The sequence below is a fragment of the Pseudomonas sp. NY8896 genome (assembly GCF_039634505.1).
In genome coordinates, this window is record NZ_CP132350.1 from 4,169,546 (window position 1) to 4,187,636 (window position 18,091).

Sequence of the window (18,091 nt, forward strand, 5' to 3'; positions counted from 1 at the left end):
ACGTTCCATGCATTGCCAGACCCTTGTCCTCGGCGCCGGTATCGTCGGCGTCAGCACCGCCCTGCACCTGCAGGCCCGCGGGCGCCAGGTGATTCTGATCGACCGCGACGAACCGGGCAGCGGCACCAGCCACGGCAACGCCGGGCTGATCGAGCGCTCCAGCGTCATCCCCTACGCCTTCCCCCGGCAACTGGGCGCGCTGCTGCGCTATGGCCTGAACCGCCAGCCCGATGTGCGCTACAGCCTGGCGCACCTGCCCAAGGTCGCACCGTGGCTGTGGCGCTACTGGCGCCAGTCGGCGCCCGGCCGCCTGGCCGGGGCCGCCGCCGATATGCTGCCGCTGGTACAACGCTGCGTCGAAGAACACGACGCGCTGATCGAAGCGGCCGGCCTTGAAGGGCTGGTGCAGGCCAAAGGCTGGATCGAAGTGTTCCGCGACCCTGCGCTGTTCGAGCAGGCCAAAACTGACGCCAAGGGCCTGAGCCGCTACGGCTTGCAGTTCGAGATACTCGAATGCGGGCAACTGCAGGCACGCGAGCACCAGTTGGACGCCACCGTGGTCGGTGGCATTCATTGGCTCGACCCAAAGACCGTGAACAACCCCGGCGCCCTCACCCGTGGCTATGCCGCGCTGTTCCTGCAGCGCGGCGGGCAGTTCCTGCATGGCGATGCGCGCAGCCTGCGCCAAGCCAACGGCCAGTGGCGGGTAGAAAGCCGTCGTGGCCCGGTTACCGCCGACGAGGTGGTGGCCTGCCTCGGCCCGCAGTCGGCGGACCTGTTCAGCGGCCTGGGCTATCAGATTCCGCTGGCGATCAAACGTGGCTACCACATGCACTACAGCACCCGCGACGGCGCACAGTTGGAGCACTCGATCTGCGATACCCAGGGCGGCTACGTGCTGGCGCCGATGGCGCGCGGTGTACGCCTGACCACCGGCATCGAGTTCGACGCAGCCGGGGCGCCTGGCAACCAGATCCAGCTGGGCCGTTGCGAAGCCTTGGCGCGCAAGCTGTTCCCGGCCCTCGGCGAGCGGCTGGACGACACCCCATGGCTGGGCCGTCGCCCTTGCCTGCCCGACATGCGCCCGGTGATCGGCCCGGCACCGCGCCACCCGGGGCTGTGGTTCAACTTTGGCCACGCCCACCACGGCCTCACCCTGGGCCCGGTCAGCGGCCGGCTATTGGCCGAACTGCTCACTGGCGAGCGCCCCTTCACCGACCCCGCGCCCTACAGCGCGACCCGTTTCGACTGAACCCACGCGGGAGAAAAACAACATGACCGCACCACTGAGCCTTGCCACCGTTGCCCCCGAACCCGACCCGCGCCCGGTGCTGATCCGTATCGAAGGCCTGAACAAGCATTACGGCGCCTTCCACGTGCTGCGTGACATTGACCTGCAGGTGCGCGAAGGCGAACGCATCGTACTGTGCGGGCCCTCCGGCTCGGGCAAGTCGACCCTGATCCGCTGCATCAACCGCCTGGAGATTGCCCAGCAGGGCAGCATCCAGGTGGATGGCATCGACCTGTCAGCCACCACGCGCGAGGCCGCGCAGGTGCGCAGCGACATCGGCATGGTGTTCCAGCATTTCAACTTGTTTCCACACATGAGCGTGCTCGACAACTGCCTGCTGGCCCCCACCAGCGTGCGCGGGCTGTCACGCAAGGACGCCGAGGAGCGGGCACGCATGTACCTGAGCAAGGTCGGCATCGAAAGCCAGGCGCACAAGTACCCCAGCCAGTTGTCCGGTGGCCAGCAGCAGCGCGTGGCCATCGCCCGGGCGCTGTGCATGAAGCCACGGATCATGCTGTTCGACGAGCCTACTTCGGCGCTGGACCCGGAAATGGTCGCCGAGGTGCTGGATGTGCTGGTGCAGTTGGCCGGCACGGGCATGACCATGCTTTGCGTCACCCACGAAATGGGCTTTGCCCGGCAGGTAGCCGAGCGCGTGCTGTTCCTTGAGGGTGGGCAGATCATCGAAGACAGCCCGCCGCAGGTGTTCTTCAACCAGCCGCGCACCGAGCGGGCCAAGGCGTTTCTGGCGCAGATACTGCACTGAATGGCGGTCTGATGCGTGTGGGAGCGGCCTTGCGTCGCAAAAGGGCTGCGCAGCAGCCCCAGCAATGTGCATCAGTGCTGAAATCCGGGGCCGCTTTGCGGCCCTTTCGCGACACAAGGCCGCTCCTACAAGGACCGCGCTTGCCTCGAGCGCCTTGCTCATTGCACCGCTGCAAAGACCCAACTGCATCGTTAAATATTATTGACCAACGCCCCCGCCAAACCCACGCCACCACAGGCCCGCATCGATTTCAGCCCCCAAAAACCGGCGCATCCCCCGCATTAAAGCCCTCTTCCGTCGTTTGACATATCGAACGGCTCTGGCAAGCTATCTACATGCCCCGACCGGAATCGTCGCCTCTGACGAGCCGGCAGTGCTCGGGGCTACAGGCAGCACCCAGAGCCCCGCGCCGTGCGCCTGCACAACAACGACAGGTTGAACCTGTCCCAAGGTGACATATGTCCAACAGCAACATTGGCAACAAGCAACCTTCCCTGCGCAAACCCGTCGTCCTGATGACCATGGGCAGCCAAGAGCGCAAAGGCCATGACTATCAGGTCATGACCCACAAATACATCACCCCGCTGGTCGAGTTTTCCGATTGCGTCCCGGTACTGGTGCCCACCTGCTGCGGCATTGAGGACCTCGAGACCTACCTGGACATGGCCGACGGCGTGTACCTGACGGGCGCTGGCAGCAACATCGACCCGGCCCTGTATGGCCAGAAAAATGAAACCCCAGGCAAGGGTCAGGACCAGAACCGCGACCTGTTCGACATCCCACTGGTCAAGGCGGCGATCAAGCGTGGCCTGCCAATCTTCGGCATTTGCCGTGGCATGCAGGAAATCAACGTGGCCCTGGGTGGCGACATCTACCAGAAGGTCTACGCCGAGCCTGGCTTCAATGACCACCGGGAAAACCCGGAAGACCCGGTTGAAGTGCAGTACGCCCAGGTACATGGGGTGAAGATCCAGCCGGGCAGCTGGCTGCGTGACACCCTGGGTACCGACGAGATTCGCGTCAACTCGCTGCATGGCCAGGGCCTGCACAAGCTCGGCGCCGGTATCGAAGCTATCGCCCATGCTGAAGATGGCCTGGTTGAAGCGATTCACGCGCCGAGCATTTCGCCGTTCCTGTTCGCCGTACAGTGGCACCCAGAATGGCAAGCGGCGAAGAACCCTGATTCGATCAAGATCTTCCAGGCTTTCGGCGATGCCTGCCGAGCCCAGGTACGCAAGGCGCAGGTCAAGCGCCAGCACGCTGCCTGACATTCAGTTTCCTCTGCTTTGATCGCGGGGCGGCGCAAGGTCGCCCCCGTTTCCCCGGTCACCCTCTGCTGGTCCCAGAACACTTCCCGTGGAATCGGGCGGCGGGCTTGTACCTGTCTCCGCGATCGTTTTTTACCCCTCCCCACCTAAGAGATACGATGACCAACATGCGGTCGCCGTGTCATTTTTAGCGCCTGCGAGATCGAGCGCCGCCACCCCCAGACCGGCGCACACAAATTTTTCTGCAAGGAGGGCTAGCCATCGCTTAAGTTGTACGATAACTTACCTCTAACGCAGAACAACACCCTTCACCCAAGCGCCACAGGATGCCAACAACAATGAATCCACAAGAACTTAAATCCATCCTCTCCCACGGCCTGCTGTCTTTCCCGGTCACCGACTTCAACGCCCAGGGCGACTTCAACCCGGCTGGCTACATCAAGCGCCTGGAGTGGCTGGCCCCGTATGGCGCCAGCGCCCTGTTCGCCGCTGGCGGCACCGGTGAGTTCTTCTCCTTGGCCGCCAGCGAGTACAGCCAGGTGATCAAGACCGCCGTCGATACCTGCGCCACCTCGGTTCCTATCCTCGCGGGTGTTGGTGGGTCCACCCGTCAGGCCATCGAATACGCACAAGAAGCCGAGCGCCTGGGTGCCAAGGGCCTGTTGCTGCTGCCGCATTACCTGACCGAAGCCAGCCAGGACGGCGTAGCCGCACACGTAGAAGCGGTGTGCAAATCGGTGAACATCGGCGTGGTGGTGTACAACCGCAACGTCTGCCGCCTGAACGCCGACCTGCTGGAAAAACTGGCCGAGCGCTGCCCGAACCTGATCGGCTACAAGGATGGCCTGGGTGATATCGAGCTGATGGTGTCGATCCGTCGCCGCCTGGGCGAACGTTTCAGCTACCTGGGTGGCCTGCCGACCGCCGAAGTGTATGCTGCTGCCTACAAGGCCCTGGGCGTGCCGGTGTACTCCTCCGCGGTGTTCAACTTCGTGCCGAAGACCGCCATGGACTTCTACAGCGCCATCGCCCGTGACGACCACGCTGCCGTGGCCAAGCTGATCGACGATTTCTTCCTGCCGTACCTGGACATTCGCAACCGCAAAGCCGGCTACGCCGTGAGCATCGTCAAGGCCGGCGCCAAAATTGCCGGTTACGACGCAGGCCCCGTGCGCACCCCACTGACCGACCTCACCGCAGAAGAGTACGAGATGCTCGCCGCGCTGATGGACAAGATGGGCCCGCAGTAAGCCCTGCCCGCGGCCTGCCAGATGCCGCGCCCGGAGTGGGCCAGCCCCACTCCGGTTACAATTCGTGAGCCCGCACAAAAATAACTAGTGGGAGTATTGCCAGCATGCAAGCGACTAAAAAGACGCATGTGCGCTACCTGATCCTGTTCATGCTTTTTCTGGTGACCACGATCAACTATGCCGACCGCGCTACCATCGCCATCGCAGGCTCCAGCCTGCAGAAAGACCTCGGCATTGACGCCGTAACCCTCGGTTATATCTTCTCCGCCTTCGGATGGGCTTACGTGGCTGGCCAGATTCCTGGTGGCTGGCTGCTCGATCGCTTCGGCTCCAAGAACGTCTACGCCTTCAGCATCTTCACCTGGTCGCTGTTCACCCTGTTGCAGGGGTTTGCCGGTGGCCTGCCGGTTGCCTGGGCGGTTGTCACCCTCTTCACCTTGCGCTTTCTGGTTGGCTTCGCCGAAGCCCCGTCGTTCCCGGGCAACGCTCGCATCGTCGCCGCCTGGTTTCCGACTCAGGAGCGCGGCACTGCCTCAGCCATCTTCAACTCGGCGCAGTACTTCGCCACGGCGCTGTTCGCCCCGATAATGGGCTGGATCGTGTTCAGCTTCGGCTGGGAGCACGTGTTTGTCGTCATGGGTGCACTGGGCATCGTGTTCTCCATGGTGTGGCTGAAAACCATCCACAACCCGCGCCAACACCCACGCATCAGCCAAAGCGAGCTTGAGCACATCGAGCAGAACGGCGGCCTGGTGGACATGGACCAGAAGCGCGGCAACGACGGCCCGAAATGGGGCTACATCAAGCAACTGCTGACCAGCCGCATGCTGCTGGGCGTGTACCTGGGCCAGTATTGCATCAACGCCATCACCTACTTCTTCCTTACCTGGTTCCCCGTGTACCTGGTGCAGGAACGTGGCATGACCATTCTCAAGGCCGGCTTCATCGCCTCGCTGCCGGCGGTCTGCGGTTTCATTGGGGGCGTGCTGGGTGGCGTGATCTCCGACTGGCTGCTGCGCCGTGGCAACTCGCTGACCTTCTCGCGCAAACTGCCAATTGTCTGCGGCCTGCTGCTGTCGACCACCATGGTGTTCTGCAACTACGTCGATGCCGAGTGGATGGTGGTTGGCTTCATGACCCTGGCGTTCTTCGGCAAAGGCATTGGCGCGCTGGGTTGGGCGGTGGTGGCAGACACCTCGCCGAAACAGATCGCCGGGCTGTCCGGTGGCCTGTTCAACACCTTCGGCAACATCGCCTCGATCACCACCCCTATCGTGATCGGCTACATCATCAGCGCCACCGGCTCGTTCAAATGGGCGCTGGTGTACGTGGGCGCCAACGCGCTGGTGGCGGTGTTCAGCTACCTGGTGATCGTCGGCCCGATCAAGCGTATCGAACTGCGCGACGACGCCCCAAAGCCACAGGCTGAGCCTGCCGCCAATGGCGAACTGGCCAGCTCGCGCCACTGAGTGAACACGCCCGCCCCGGGGCAACCGGTGCGGGCAGATGTACAAAAAGCCTGAGAACCTGACAAGTAGGGCCCAAACATGCAGTTGATCGAACATTCCGACTCGCCGCGCTACGTCCGCCTGCACGACGACGATAACGTCGTGGTGGTGGTCAACGACGGCGGCCTGGGCGAAGGCGCCCACTTCGCCGACGGCCTGACCTTGGTCGAAGGCGTGCCACAAAGCCACAAGGTCGCAACCAAGGCCATCGCCAAAGGCGAGCCCGTGCGCCGCTACGGGCAAATCATCGGCTACGCGCTGGAAGACCTACGCCAGGGCAGTTGGGTGCAGGAAAGCCAACTGGCCATGCCGGCCGCCCCGGAACTGGACAGCTTGCCGCGCTGCGACGCCGTCCCACAACCGCTGCCGCCACTCGAAGGCTTCACGTTCGAAGGCTACCGCAATGCCGACGGCACCGTTGGCACCCGCAACATCCTCGGCATCACCACCACCGTGCAGTGTGTGACCGGCGTGCTGGAGCATGCGGTCAAGCGCATTCGCAGCGAACTGCTGCCCAAGTACCCCAACGTCGATGACGTGGTAGCCATCACCCACAGCTACGGCTGCGGCGTGGCCATCAACGCTCGCGACGCCTACATCCCGATCCGCACCGTGCGCAACCTGGCCCGCAACCCCAACCTGGGTGGCGAGGCATTGGTCATCAGCCTCGGCTGCGAAAAGCTGCAGGCCGGCCAGGTGATGCACGACAACGACCCGTCGGTAGACCTCAGCGAGCCATGGTTGTACCGCCTGCAGGACGCCAGCCTGGGCTTTGTGGAAATGATCGAGCAAATCATGGAGCTGGCCGAAACCCGCCTCAAGAAGCTCGACCAGCGCCGCCGCGAAACCGTACCGGCCAGCGAGTTGATCCTCGGCATGCAGTGCGGTGGCAGCGATGCCTTCTCGGGCATCACCGCCAACCCTGCGCTGGGCTACGCCGCAGACTTGCTGGTACGTGCCGGTGCTACGGTGCTGTTCTCGGAAGTGACCGAGGTACGAGACGCCATCTACATGCTGACCTCGCGCGCGCAAAACCAAGACGTTGCCGATGCCCTGGTGCGCGAAATGGACTGGTACGACCGCTACCTGCAGCAAGGGGCCGCCGACCGCAGTGCCAACACGACGCCGGGCAACAAGAAAGGTGGCCTGTCCAATATCGTCGAGAAATCCCTGGGGTCGATCGTCAAGTCGGGCAGCGGCGCTATCCAGGGCGTGCTTGGCCCAGGCGAGCGGGTAACGCGCAAGGGCCTGATCTTCTGCGCCACCCCGGCCAGCGACTTCGTCTGCGGCACTTTGCAACTGGCCGCCGGCATGAACCTGCATGTGTTCACCACAGGCCGAGGCACCCCTTACGGGCTGGCCATGGCACCCGTGGTCAAGGTGTGCACGCGCACCGAACTGGCCCAGCGTTGGCCCGACCTGATCGATATCGACGCCGGGCGCATCGCCACAGGCCGTTCGACCATCGAAGAGCTGGGCTGGGAACTGTTCCACTACTACCTGGACGTGGCCAGCGGCCGCAAGCAGACCTGGGCCGAGCAGCACCGGCTACACAACGACATCACCCTGTTCAACCCGGCACCGATTACCTGATGCCGAGGGCATGCTGTGGGAGCGGGCATGCCCGCTCCCACAGGTCATGCGACAACCCGCCAGATTTTCTTTCAACCTACAGGAGCACCCCATGCCTGAAATCCTCGGCCACAACTTCATCGCCGGTCAGCGCAGTGCCGCTGGTTCTCAGCGCCTGCAGAGCCTGGACGCCAGCACTGGCGAAGCCCTGCCCTTCAGCTTCGCCCAAGCTACCGAGGCCGAAGTGGACCAGGCCGCCAGCGCCGCCGCCGCCGCCTTCGCCGAATTCCGCCAACTGGCCCCGGCACGTCGTGCCGAGTTTCTCGACGCCATCGCCGCCGAACTGGACGAACTGGACGATGCCTTCGTCGCCATCGTCTGCCGCGAAACAGCCCTGCCCGCCGCCCGTATCCAGGGCGAGCGCGGCCGCACCAGTGGGCAGATGCGCCTGTTCGCCCAGGTACTGCGTCGCGGCGACTTCCTCGGCGCGCGCATCGACCTGGCACTGCCCGCACGCCAACCCCTGCCACGCGTAGACCTGCGCCAGATGCGCATCGGTGTCGGCCCGGTCGCTGTGTTTGGCGCCAGCAACTTCCCGCTGGCCTTCTCCACCGCTGGCGGTGATACCGCCGCAGCCCTGGCCGCCGGCTGCCCGGTGGTGTTCAAGGCACACAGCGGCCACATGGCCACCGCCGACCTGGTTGCTTGCGCCATCGTGCGCGCCGCCGAACGTACCGGCATGCCCAAAGGCGTGTTCAACATGGTATTCGGAGGCGGCGTGGGCGAGTGGCTGGTCAAGCACCCAGCCATCCAGGCCGTTGGCTTCACCGGCTCGCTGAAAGGCGGTGACGCTCTGTGCCGCATGGCCGCCGAGCGCCCGCAGCCAATCCCGGTGTTCGCCGAGATGTCCAGCATCAACCCGGTCATCATCCTGCCGGGCGCCCTGGCCAAGCGTGGCGAGGCCATTGCTCGCGAACTGGCCGGCTCTGTGTGCATGGGTGCCGGGCAGTTCTGCACCAACCCGGGCCTGGTGATCGGGCTGCAGTCGCCGCAGTACAACCAGTTACTGGCCGACCTTGGCCAGCATCTGGACCAACAGGCCGGGCAAACCATGCTCAACGCGGGAGGCCTGCGCAGCTACGTTGGCGGCCTGGAGCACCTGCATGCCCATAGTGGTATCCAGCACCTGGCCGGCCAGAAGCAGGAAGGCAGCCAGGCCCGCGCCCAGCTGTTCAAGGCCGATGCAGGCCTGCTGGTCCAGTCTGACCCGCTGCTGCAGGAAGAAGTGTTCGGCCCCACCACCGTGGCCGTAGCAGTGCAGGACGACGAACAACTGCGCGCCGCCCTGCTCGGCCTGCGTGGCCAGTTGACCGCTACCCTGATCGGCGAAGCGGAAGATTTCGAGGCCTACGCGTGGTTGGTGCCACTGCTGGAGGAGAAAGTCGGGCGGATCCTGATCAATGGCTACCCGACCGGTGTCGAAGTGTGTGATGCCATGGTTCACGGCGGGCCTTACCCTGCGACCTCGGATGCGCGTGGCACCTCGGTCGGCACCTTGGCCATCGACCGCTTCCTGCGCCCGGTGTGCTACCAGAACTATCCGCAGGCGTTGCTGCCCGAAGCACTGCGCGATGGCAACCCGCTGGGGCTGCGTCGGCTGGTGAACGGGCAATGGAGCGAGGAGGTGATCTGACGGGTTGCCTGAAACAAGAAAGCCCCGCACATGGCGGGGCTTTCTTTTGGCTGTACCGGCGACAAATGGCTCAGGCCCCTTGTGCCTCAGCCGCCTCATGCGCCTGACGCAAGCGCTCGCGGCTGTTGCTCAGGTGCATACGCATGGCCATCTTCGCCCCTTCGCTGTCCTGCCGGGCAATCGCTTCATAGATCGCCTCGTGCTCATGCATCAACCGGCTCATGTAATGCGCCTGATCATCATGGGCCAGCCGCGCCGAGTTCAGCCGGGTGCGCGGAATGATACTGGTACCCAGGTGGTTGATGATATCGGCGAAGTAGTGGTTACCGCTGGCCTGGGCGATGCGCAGGTGGAACTGGAAGTCCGCCGACACCGCATCAGTGGCATGGGCGGCCCCTTCGTTGAGTTCGTCCAGCGCCGCCCGCATACCAGCCAGCGCTTCATCACTGCGCCGCTGCGCCGCCAGCCCAGCGGACTCGATCTCCAGGGCAATGCGCAACTCCAGCACCGCCAGCACTTCGCGCAGGGTGACCACAGTGGCCGGGTCGATGCGAAAGCCCCCGGTTGCCGGTGCATCCAGCACGAAGGTGCCGATGCCATGACGGGTCTCTACCTGCCCGGCAGCCTGCAGCCGCGAGATCGCCTCACGCACCACGGTGCGGCTGACGCCCTCTTCGGCCATGATCTGCGATTCGGTCGGCAGCTTGTCGCCGCGCTTGAGCTGGCCACTGCGAATGCGCTCGGTCAGCACTGTGACCAGTTCCTGGGCCAGACTGCGCGGCTTGCGCCGGGTCCTTGCCTGTACCTGCTGCTCTGTCATTGCCCTGTATTTCACCTTGAAAGACAGCGCTCATCATAGCGCAAGCGGTTGTACGATCACATACACCCGGTGCGGTATTTATTGCTCACCTTTGCAGGCCCCCAGCCCAGGAAAAACCCACAGAAGCACTGGCTCAAGCCCCGCGCAAGCCTGTACTGTGCGCCCTCACGCTCACTCATCCATGGAAGGACACCGCAGCATGAAAACCCTCGACCGCCTGTTGCTCGGCAGCGGCCTGCTGATACCCCTCTGGCTGTTGGCAGGGGTATGGCTCACCGCCCTGGCGTACCCCGGCTACGACCACCTGCAACAGGCCATGAGCCAGCTGGGTGCGACAGGCTCGCCAACCCACAGCTGGTCGCCACTGCTCAACAATTTTCCCTTGGCCGGGTTGTTCGGCCTGTTTGCCTGGGGCCTCGCCCGACGCTGGCGTGGCTCGAAGCTGGCGCTGCTGAGTGCCGGCCTGGTGTTGCTGCATGGCATCGGCAGCCTGGGAACCGGGTGGTTCCCTTGCGATCAGGGTTGCGCACCGACACAGCCATCCACCGCCCAGCAACTGCATAACCTGTCCGGCTTGCTGATGTTCCTCTCCCTGACCGTTGCCAGCGCCCTCTGGGCATGGCAGGGCAGCCGCATTGCTGGCTCGCCTGCATTTGCGCTGTTTTCTCTGGTCTGTGTAGTGCTGGCGATCGTCACCGTCATACTGATGGGCCAGGCGGCCCAAAGCGGCCAGCTGTTCGGCCTGTATCAGCGCCTGAACTATGGTGTGTCGGTGATCTGGGTCGCCAGCCTGGCGTGGATCAGCCTGCGCAAGCCTGCTGCCAGCCCGCTGCGCATGGCCATATTCTGACGGCAAATTGCTGGCCCCCAGCCACTTAAAGTGAAGGCAAACTCTTTTTCCTTTCAGACGCTTAGGACAGCAACATGCGAGTACTTCTAGCAACGATGGCCGGCTGCCTGCTGGCCACGCTCGCTTTCAGCGCCCAGGCCCGTGCACTGAGCCAGAACGATCGCCACACCTGCGGCTGGGGTGCGCAGATAGCCGCCGAGGCCCAGCAGGCCAAGCTTTCCGGGGTAACCCTGTATGCCACGCGCAAGAAGCTGCAGGTACGCAAATTCCCCAAACCGTGGATGCGCATGACCGCCTTTGGCATTACCGAGCAGACCTACAATAGCCGCTCGCGACTCAAGCCTGCCGCGATCAAGCAGACCTACTACGAGCAGTGTGTTCAGCATGCTGTAGCAAAAAGATAATTACTTATTTATCAATAAGTTATTAAGTAAACATAAAGTCATGTAGGCGTAACCTTGTGCTGCGCCTACAAAGACCGCTTCAGGGCCGCCAAGGGGCGCCGCCCTTGAAACGGTCCTCCAGCCAGGCCTTGAAGGCGCCCAGGGCCGCTGTATTCAGGCGTGCGGTGGGTCGCACCAGGTAGATGCCCGCCGCCACGTCCAATTGCCATTGCGGCAGCACCCGTACTAGGTTGCCGCTGGCCAGGTCCTCGCCCATCAGCCAGTCGCCACCCGCCAAAATTCCTACACCGCGGCGCGCTGCCTCCAGCAGCGCTTCGTTGTCATTGCTGCGCAGGCTACCGGTAACCTTGACGTTTACCTGATGCGCGCCGCTCTTCAGGCGCCATTCAGGAAATGATCGTAAACCACTGAAACCTAAACAATTATGCTCAGGCAATTGTTCCGGCTCCGCAGGCACCCCATGCCGAGCGAGGTACTGAGGCGATGCGCACAGGATGCGTACGTGATCGCATAATTTACTCGCCACCAGTCGATTGTCCGCTAGCTCACCAATGCGAATCGCGGCGTCGAAGCCCTCGCCGATCAGGTCAACGAAACGGTCGGCGTACTCGGCCTCCACCGTCACTTGCGGGTAGGCCAGCACAAAGTCGGCAAGCATCCCGCTTAACCAGCGCCTGCCCATGGCCGCCGGTAACGCCAGACGCAGGCGCCCACGCACCGTTGCAGCGCCTTCGGCAGCCTCCTGCTCCGCTTCGGCAATCAGCCGGCTTGCCTCGCGTACCTTGGCTACCAGCCGCTGTCCCTCATCGGTAAAGCGCAACTGCCGCGTGCTGCGCTCCACCAGGCGAATGCCCAGCCGCGTTTCCAGTGAGCTCAGGCGTTTCGACAGCACCGTGGGGTGGCGCTCCAGTTGTCGCCCGGCAGCAGCAAACGAGCCCTGCTCATGCAAGGCCAGCAAAGTGGCAAGTTCATCGGCGCGGCGGCTGTCGAAGGCATCCATGGCAAGGCTCGGCTCAGGGCAGTGGGGTCAAGGATCGGGCATCAGGCAGTCAGTACCAACGCGCCCTCCGACCGCCCTTGCTCCAGGTCCCCGTGGGCCTTGGCTGCGTCAGCCAGCGGGTAGCGACGCCACACCCGAGGCTGGATGATACCCTCGGCGACGGCCGTCAGCACATCGGCCGCACGCTGCTGGTACTCCTCGACCGTGCGGGTGTGGGCCGCTAACGACGGCCGGGTCAGGTACAACGAGCCCTTGGCATTGAGCGTGGCCACCTCGATAGCCGCCGGTGCACCGGAGGTGCCACCGAACGACACCAACAGGCCGCGCACTCGCAGGCTGTCCAGCGAAGCCTCCAGCGACACCTTGCCCACGCAGTCATACACCACATCCACCCCTTGCCCTTGGGTCAGCTTGCGCACCTGGCTGGCCAAGGTTGCCGCGTCGAACACCAGCACATGCTGGCAGCCTGCTGCCTGTGCCCTCGCCACACTTTGCGGGCGCGACACCACGCCGATCACCGTCGCCCCCAGGTGCCGCGCCCAAGGTGCCATCAGCTGGCCCAAGGCACCGGCTGCGCCGTATAGCAGCACTTGTGTACCCGGCCCCACGGCAAAGGTGGTTTTCAACAAGTATTGCGCCGTAATGCCCTTGAACAGCACCGCTGCGGCGGCTTCGTCCTCCAGCTGCGGCGGCAGATTGACCAGCCGTTCGGCCGGGAACAGCCGGCCGCTGGCATAAGCGCCGACCGGCCCCATCGCATAGGCGACCCGGTCGCCGACCTGCACGTTGCGAACCCCATCGCCGAGGGCAGTGACCCTACCTGCACCTTCCAGCCCCAGGCCTGACGGCAATGCCAGCCCTGCCCCACCCTTGCGCTGCAACACGTCCAGCGGGTTCACACCCATGGCGGTCTGTTCCAGCCAGACCTGCCCAGGCCCTGGAGTTTGCGCCGCCATGTGTTCGAGCTGCATGACATCGGCAGTGCCGGTGCCATTGAGAATGATGCGGGTAACCATGATCGAATCCTGCTGGATGAGTGTTCGAATCAGGCTAATCAGGTAGGAAACGTTGAACAATCAGGCGAGGTGCAGATGATTTCTGCACCCCTTGCAGCAATCAAATCAGTGCTTCAGCACCCGCTCAGTACCGCAGGGCGCCGCTCACCAGCGAAAAACAGCGGGCGCAGGCGCACGCCGACCAGGTTGCCAGCATAGGCCGCCACCAGCCACAGCCAGCCATGCACGCTGCCCGAGGCGATACCGCTGAAATACGCACCGATGTTGCACCCGTACGCCAGGCGCGAACCGTAGCCCAGCAGCAGGCCGCCAATCACTGCGGCCACCAGCGACGGCAGCGGGATCTTCAGGCTTGGCGCAAAGCGCCCGGCCAGGCCCGCCGCCAGCAACGCCCCCAGCACGATACCCAGGTCCATCACTGTGGTGATGTCCTGCCACAACGGCGCCGCCAAGGCCTTGGCATTGGCCGGAGCCTGCCAGAACACCCAACTGCCGACATCCACGCCCAACCCGTTGAGCACCTTGGCCCCCCACAGGGCGAACGCCGAGGTAATGCCCCATGGCCGCCCCGCCAGCGCCAAGGTCGCGTAGTTCAACAAGGCCAGGGCGACAGCGCCCCACAGCAATGGCCAAGGACCACGCAGGAAGCGGCGCAGGCCCTGGTGTTCGCTGGCAACCGGCGCCTCAAGCGCGCCATGCCGGCGTTTTTCCAGCACCACGGTGGCCCAGGCGATCAACCCGAATACCGCCAGGCTAACCAACAGCGCAGGCCCTACCCCCCAAGCTTGCACGATCGAGGTGGCCGGGAACGACGGCAAGGCGAACCACCAATCAGCGTGATGAGTAGCGCTGACCGAGCCGATGATGAAGAACAGCAGGGTTACCAGCATGCGCGCATTACCACCACCCACAGTGAACAGCGTGCCCGATGCGCAACCGCCGCCCAGCTGCATGCCGATGCCGAAAATGAACGCCCCGAACACCACAGAGACACCCGCCGGGGCTACCAGACCGGTGACCGGGTTACCGAACAGGCTACTTGCCGAAAGCGCCGGGAAGAACAGCAGCACGGCCAAGGTCAGCATGACCATCTGTGCGCGCAGGCCTGCGCCACGTCGCTCGTTGATGAACACTCGCCAGGCCGAAGTGAAACCGAAGGCGGCGTGATACAGCGTCAGACCAAGCGCGGCGCCGACCACCAGCAACAAAACCTGCTTGAAGCCGGCATTGAAGTTGAGGAACCAGGCGCCAGCCAGCAGCAAGGTCATGGCGATAATAGGTGCGCCAAGGCGACGCGGTTCGGGTGTGGCAGTTGCGGAAAGACCCATCGGAATACTCGGATAACAGTAAAACGGACGGGGAGTATAACGCTAGACAGGTCGGCGCAGCCCTTTGTGGGGGCCATGTGGCCACATCATTTGTTAAGCTGATTCACGCCTTTAAATTCTTACAGGATCATTCACTCCATGGATGAGCTGCGCAAGATCGACCTCAACCTACTGCTCGCCTTGCACGCCCTGCTCAGCGAAAAGCACGTGACCCGCGCCGCGCTGCGCCTGCACCGCAGTCAACCGGCAGTCAGCCACGCCCTGGCGCAGTTGCGTAAACACTTCGACGACCCGTTGCTGGTACGCCAAGGCGGCGGCATGGCCCTCAGCGCCCGCGCCCAGTCGCTGGCCCAACCCCTGCAAGATGCCCTGGGCAACCTCAACGGCCTGCTGGCTACCCCGTTGTTCGAACCCGCCAGGGCCCAGCGCCGTTTCCGGCTGTCACTGTCTGACTATTCCTCGCGCCTTATCCTGCCGCCTCTGCTACGCCATCTGCGCCAGGTAGCACCCGGGGTGGACCTGGCCATCAGCCAGGCCAGCCGCGAAACGATGCTGGCCCAGTTGCTCGACGGCGAACTGGACCTGGCCCTGGGCCTGTTCCCAGACCTGCCCCAGGACATCACCGCCCAGCCCCTGTTTGCCGACCGTTTCATCAGTGTTGCCGATCGCCAGGTATTGCCCCCTCGCGGTGATCTGGCCCTGGAAGACTGGCTGGCACGCCCGCATGTGTTGATGGCCATGCGCCCGGATGCCTTCGATGAAATCGAGCGTGCACTGGCCGCCCAAGGCCTGCGCCGTCGTATTGCCTTGGCCTTGCCACACTGGAGCGCGGCAGTCGAAGTGCTGGCTGGCACCGATCTGATCCTGACGGTGGCCAGCCGCGCTGTAGGGTCGTTACGCCAACACAAGACACTGCGCCAGTTCACGCCGCCACTGGCTATTCCCTCATTCGACTACCAGCAGGCCTGGCACAGCCGCAAGGACAGCGACCCTGGGCACCGCTGGCTGCGCGAAACCGTGTGGGCCTGCAGCCAGCCAGGGCGCTGATCAGTTTTCCTGCTGCTTCACCGGTACCGTGGAATCGGCCGATGGCGCCGGCGCCCATGTACCCTGCACCAGCAGCACACCGCACAGGATTAGCACTACACCCGCTACCCTGGCCAGGCTGAGCGGCTTACCGCCCAGCCCCATTACCCCGAAGTGGTCGGCGAGCACCGCTGTGATTATCTGCCCGGCCACCACCAGCACCAGGAACCCCGCCGCGCCCAGTTTGGGAGTAAGTGCTGCGGCACCGGCCACATACATCGCCCCCAGCACTCCCCCGACCCAAAGCCACCATGGCCCCTGCAGGGCCTTGCCTAGGTCTGGCACTGGCACTCTGAGAATCAACAACGCGGCGACAACCACCAGCGAACTCACCGTCAACGACGTGAATGCCCCCCACAGCCAGTGCCCCAACGCCCGGCCGACGGCGGCATTACCTGCGGCCTGGAACGGCAAAACTGCCCCGGCTAGCAACGCCAGGGCAAAGGGAAGCACCAGAAGACACAGGGTTTTACTGAACATGGCAATCCTCATCGCTGACCAATATTCACGCCATGATCGAAAATTCCCCACACTTATGGAAATCGAAAACATGCACGCACACTATTCGCCAGGCGCATGAATAGATACGTTCTCTACCTATTGAGCTAGGCTCCTGTCCCGTCGCGACACCCAAGGGCCTCGTTACGAGCAAACCTAAAGCTGATGTGATGGAACACACTCGATGACAGATGAACGCAAAACCCTGCTTGATCTAGGGCAGTTACCAACCCGCAACCTCGCCGAATGCCTGGCGGTGGACCAGAGAGCCCTGGTCGGCTCGTTGGCCACCCTGCTGCCAGCCACGCTCATCGACGATTTGACCGCCTGCGCTGAAGACACAGCCTCGTTGGGCCTGTCGAAGAAGATCGCAGCCATCGGGCTGGCGCTGGGGCAATGGTTGGAGCAGGCCGCCTCGCCGATGCGCGAGCAAGTGCTGGCGCAGTGCAGCTCGCATGCTTCCGATACCGTGCGCAGCTGGGCGGCCTTCGCCCAAGCGCATTTATCGCGCACGCAACTGCTGGAGCCTGCACTGCTGGCGCAGTTGCGATTCGCTCGCGATGAGCATTTTGGCGTACGCGAGTGGGCGTGGATGGCCTTGCGCCCACGCCTGGCCCGGGAACTGGACGCAGCCCTCGCACTGCTCGGGCCTTACGCAGGCGACCTGAACCCGCTGGTAAGGCGCTTCTGCATCGAGGTGCTACGCCCACGTGGGGTGTGGTGCGAGCACATCAACGCACTCAAGCAAACGCCTGAAGCGGCTGAGCCGCTGCTGGTACCGCGCCTGGCAGAAGCTGACAAATACGCTCAGGACTCGGTCGCCAACTGGCTCAATGACGCCAGCAAGACCCGCCCGGATTGGGTGATCCAGCTGTTCGTGCGCCATCCGCCGTCATGCAAGGCATCACGACGGATACATACACGGGCAACCCGCAGCCTACCTCGATGAATGCTCAGCGCGAGGTTTCAATGCGCAGCACTTCGGTGTAGATCGCGTCGACCGTCTGGCCAACCTTGAGGTTCTTCATGCGCGCCTGCAGGTCTGGGTTCTCGACCTTGACGACCTGCAGCTTGCCCTCTGGTGGCAGCAGGCTCACCTCATGCTGCTTGAGGTCGATCTTCTTGATCTGCGAAGTGACCCTGACCTGGCGGAATGCCTCGCCACCCGGGTTGGGGTTTTGCGCAGTGGCGCGAATGGTCCCCGACTCCTCACTGGCCTTCGGCGCCCCACCCACATTGGTGTTGAGCACATAAGCCACGGCACGGGTGACGAAGATGTCGACCTGGTCGCCCACTTTGAGATTAGGCAGGGCCTTGGCCTTTTCCGTGAGCTGGAACGTCACATCCTTCTTGTTATCAGGGCCCTTCACCGTCACCTGGCGGTTGGCCAGGTCGATGGCTGTGACTTGCGTGGTGACGTGGCTTTCCAGTGCCTCGCTGGCAATCGGGATATCAGCAGCGTGTGCCGTGAGGCTGGCAGCGGAAACCAGTGTGGCCAAGGCAACTGCACGAGCGAGAGAACGAATCGGGTTCATAGGCCTGCTTCCATGTGATCAAGACCAAAAAAGGGCGCGAAAGGCTCACGCGCCAACAAGCATAGACGTTGCCCACCACCCTGCCCGCACACATCCGCTGCGACCGGTTTCGCCTCCTTCTCGCCACCCCACGCTTGTAATAGCAAATGCGAACTCTTTACACTTGCTTTACATTTACAAATCATTACTATTCGTGACCTCGAAAA

General features: G+C 63.5%; 17 protein-coding genes. 11 read left to right on the top strand and 6 right to left on the bottom strand.

Annotation, left to right across the window (positions count from 1 at the left end; all coding sequences use genetic code 11):
- Nucleotides 1-7 precede the first annotated feature (7 nt).
- The 7 genes from Q9451_RS18590 (at nucleotide 8) to Q9451_RS18620 (ending at nucleotide 9,348) form a co-directional block, all read left to right on the top strand.
- Nucleotides 8-1,252, top strand: a complete 1,245-nt coding sequence (locus Q9451_RS18590) for an FAD-binding oxidoreductase (RefSeq protein WP_012271967.1) — start codon at nucleotides 8-10, stop codon at nucleotides 1,250-1,252.
- 22 nt (nucleotides 1,253-1,274) lie between these two features.
- Nucleotides 1,275-2,057: an amino acid ABC transporter ATP-binding protein gene (locus tag Q9451_RS18595; RefSeq protein ID WP_012271966.1), complete on the top strand. Its 783-nt coding sequence runs from the start codon at nucleotides 1,275-1,277 to the stop codon at nucleotides 2,055-2,057.
- Between the two features lie 458 nt (nucleotides 2,058-2,515).
- On the top strand, nucleotides 2,516-3,325 hold the full coding sequence (locus tag Q9451_RS18600; RefSeq protein ID WP_012271965.1) for a type 1 glutamine amidotransferase: 810 nt from the start codon (nucleotides 2,516-2,518) through the stop codon (nucleotides 3,323-3,325).
- 338 nt (nucleotides 3,326-3,663) lie between these two features.
- A complete protein-coding gene (gene kdgD, locus Q9451_RS18605) occupies nucleotides 3,664-4,575 on the top strand; it encodes a 5-dehydro-4-deoxyglucarate dehydratase (protein ID WP_012271964.1) in 912 nt (303 codons plus the stop codon).
- Nucleotides 4,576-4,679: 104 nt separating this feature from the next.
- A complete protein-coding gene (locus Q9451_RS18610) occupies nucleotides 4,680-6,044 on the top strand; it encodes an MFS transporter (RefSeq protein WP_012271963.1) in 1,365 nt (454 codons plus the stop codon).
- Between the two features lie 78 nt (nucleotides 6,045-6,122).
- Nucleotides 6,123-7,676: a galactarate dehydratase gene (gene garD / locus Q9451_RS18615; RefSeq protein WP_012271962.1), complete on the top strand. Its 1,554-nt coding sequence runs from the start codon at nucleotides 6,123-6,125 to the stop codon at nucleotides 7,674-7,676.
- Between the two features lie 91 nt (nucleotides 7,677-7,767).
- Complete coding sequence (locus Q9451_RS18620) at nucleotides 7,768-9,348, top strand: aldehyde dehydrogenase (NADP(+)) (protein WP_012271961.1); 1,581 nt, start codon at nucleotides 7,768-7,770, stop codon at nucleotides 9,346-9,348.
- A 70-nt stretch (nucleotides 9,349-9,418) separates the two neighbouring features.
- Here the strand turns inward: Q9451_RS18620 and Q9451_RS18625 are convergent, their stop codons facing one another.
- On the bottom strand, nucleotides 9,419-10,168 hold the full coding sequence (locus Q9451_RS18625; protein ID WP_012271960.1) for a FadR/GntR family transcriptional regulator: 750 nt from the start codon (nucleotides 10,166-10,168) through the stop codon (nucleotides 9,419-9,421).
- A gap of 199 nt (nucleotides 10,169-10,367) precedes the next feature.
- On the opposite strand from Q9451_RS18625, the gene Q9451_RS18630 reads away from it, so the two are divergent.
- The gene (locus tag Q9451_RS18630) at nucleotides 10,368-11,018 is read left to right on the top strand and encodes a DUF998 domain-containing protein (RefSeq protein ID WP_012271959.1); all 651 of its coding nucleotides are present in this window, start codon (nucleotides 10,368-10,370) and stop codon (nucleotides 11,016-11,018) included.
- Nucleotides 11,019-11,092: 74 nt separating this feature from the next.
- A complete protein-coding gene (locus Q9451_RS18635; RefSeq protein WP_012271958.1) occupies nucleotides 11,093-11,422 on the top strand; it encodes a hypothetical protein in 330 nt (109 codons plus the stop codon).
- Between the two features lie 79 nt (nucleotides 11,423-11,501).
- Here the strand turns inward: Q9451_RS18635 and Q9451_RS18640 are convergent, their stop codons facing one another.
- The 3 genes from Q9451_RS18640 to Q9451_RS18650 all read right to left on the bottom strand — a co-directional run bounded on the left by Q9451_RS18640 (nucleotide 11,502) and on the right by Q9451_RS18650 (nucleotide 14,766).
- Complete coding sequence (locus tag Q9451_RS18640; protein WP_012271957.1) at nucleotides 11,502-12,422, bottom strand: LysR family transcriptional regulator; 921 nt, start codon at nucleotides 12,420-12,422, stop codon at nucleotides 11,502-11,504.
- Nucleotides 12,423-12,463: 41 nt separating this feature from the next.
- Nucleotides 12,464-13,438 carry a quinone oxidoreductase gene (locus Q9451_RS18645; RefSeq protein WP_012271956.1) on the bottom strand — a complete coding sequence of 325 codons (975 nt, stop codon included), beginning with the start codon at nucleotides 13,436-13,438 and terminating at the stop codon, nucleotides 12,464-12,466.
- Between the two features lie 113 nt (nucleotides 13,439-13,551).
- Nucleotides 13,552-14,766, bottom strand: coding sequence for a YeeE/YedE family protein (locus Q9451_RS18650; RefSeq protein ID WP_012271955.1), 1,215 nt, complete (start codon nucleotides 14,764-14,766; stop codon nucleotides 13,552-13,554).
- 138 nt (nucleotides 14,767-14,904) lie between these two features.
- Here Q9451_RS18650 and Q9451_RS18655 point away from each other — a divergent pair, with 138 nt between their 5' ends.
- On the top strand, nucleotides 14,905-15,813 hold the full coding sequence (locus tag Q9451_RS18655) for a LysR family transcriptional regulator (RefSeq protein ID WP_012271954.1): 909 nt from the start codon (nucleotides 14,905-14,907) through the stop codon (nucleotides 15,811-15,813).
- On the opposite strand, the gene Q9451_RS18660 is transcribed toward Q9451_RS18655, so the two are convergent.
- Nucleotides 15,814-16,332 carry a DMT family transporter gene (locus Q9451_RS18660; protein ID WP_012271953.1) on the bottom strand — a complete coding sequence of 173 codons (519 nt, stop codon included), beginning with the start codon at nucleotides 16,330-16,332 and terminating at the stop codon, nucleotides 15,814-15,816.
- A 202-nt stretch (nucleotides 16,333-16,534) separates the two neighbouring features.
- On the opposite strand from Q9451_RS18660, the gene Q9451_RS18665 reads away from it, so the two are divergent.
- Nucleotides 16,535-17,299 carry a hypothetical protein gene (locus Q9451_RS18665; protein ID WP_012271952.1) on the top strand — a complete coding sequence of 255 codons (765 nt, stop codon included), beginning with the start codon at nucleotides 16,535-16,537 and terminating at the stop codon, nucleotides 17,297-17,299.
- Between the two features lie 4 nt (nucleotides 17,300-17,303).
- Here the strand turns inward: Q9451_RS18665 and Q9451_RS18670 are convergent, their stop codons facing one another.
- Nucleotides 17,304-17,885 (bottom strand): hypothetical protein, encoded by a 582-nt coding sequence (locus Q9451_RS18670; RefSeq protein ID WP_012271951.1) that lies wholly within the window; start codon nucleotides 17,883-17,885, stop codon nucleotides 17,304-17,306.
- Nucleotides 17,886-18,091 lie beyond the last annotated feature (206 nt).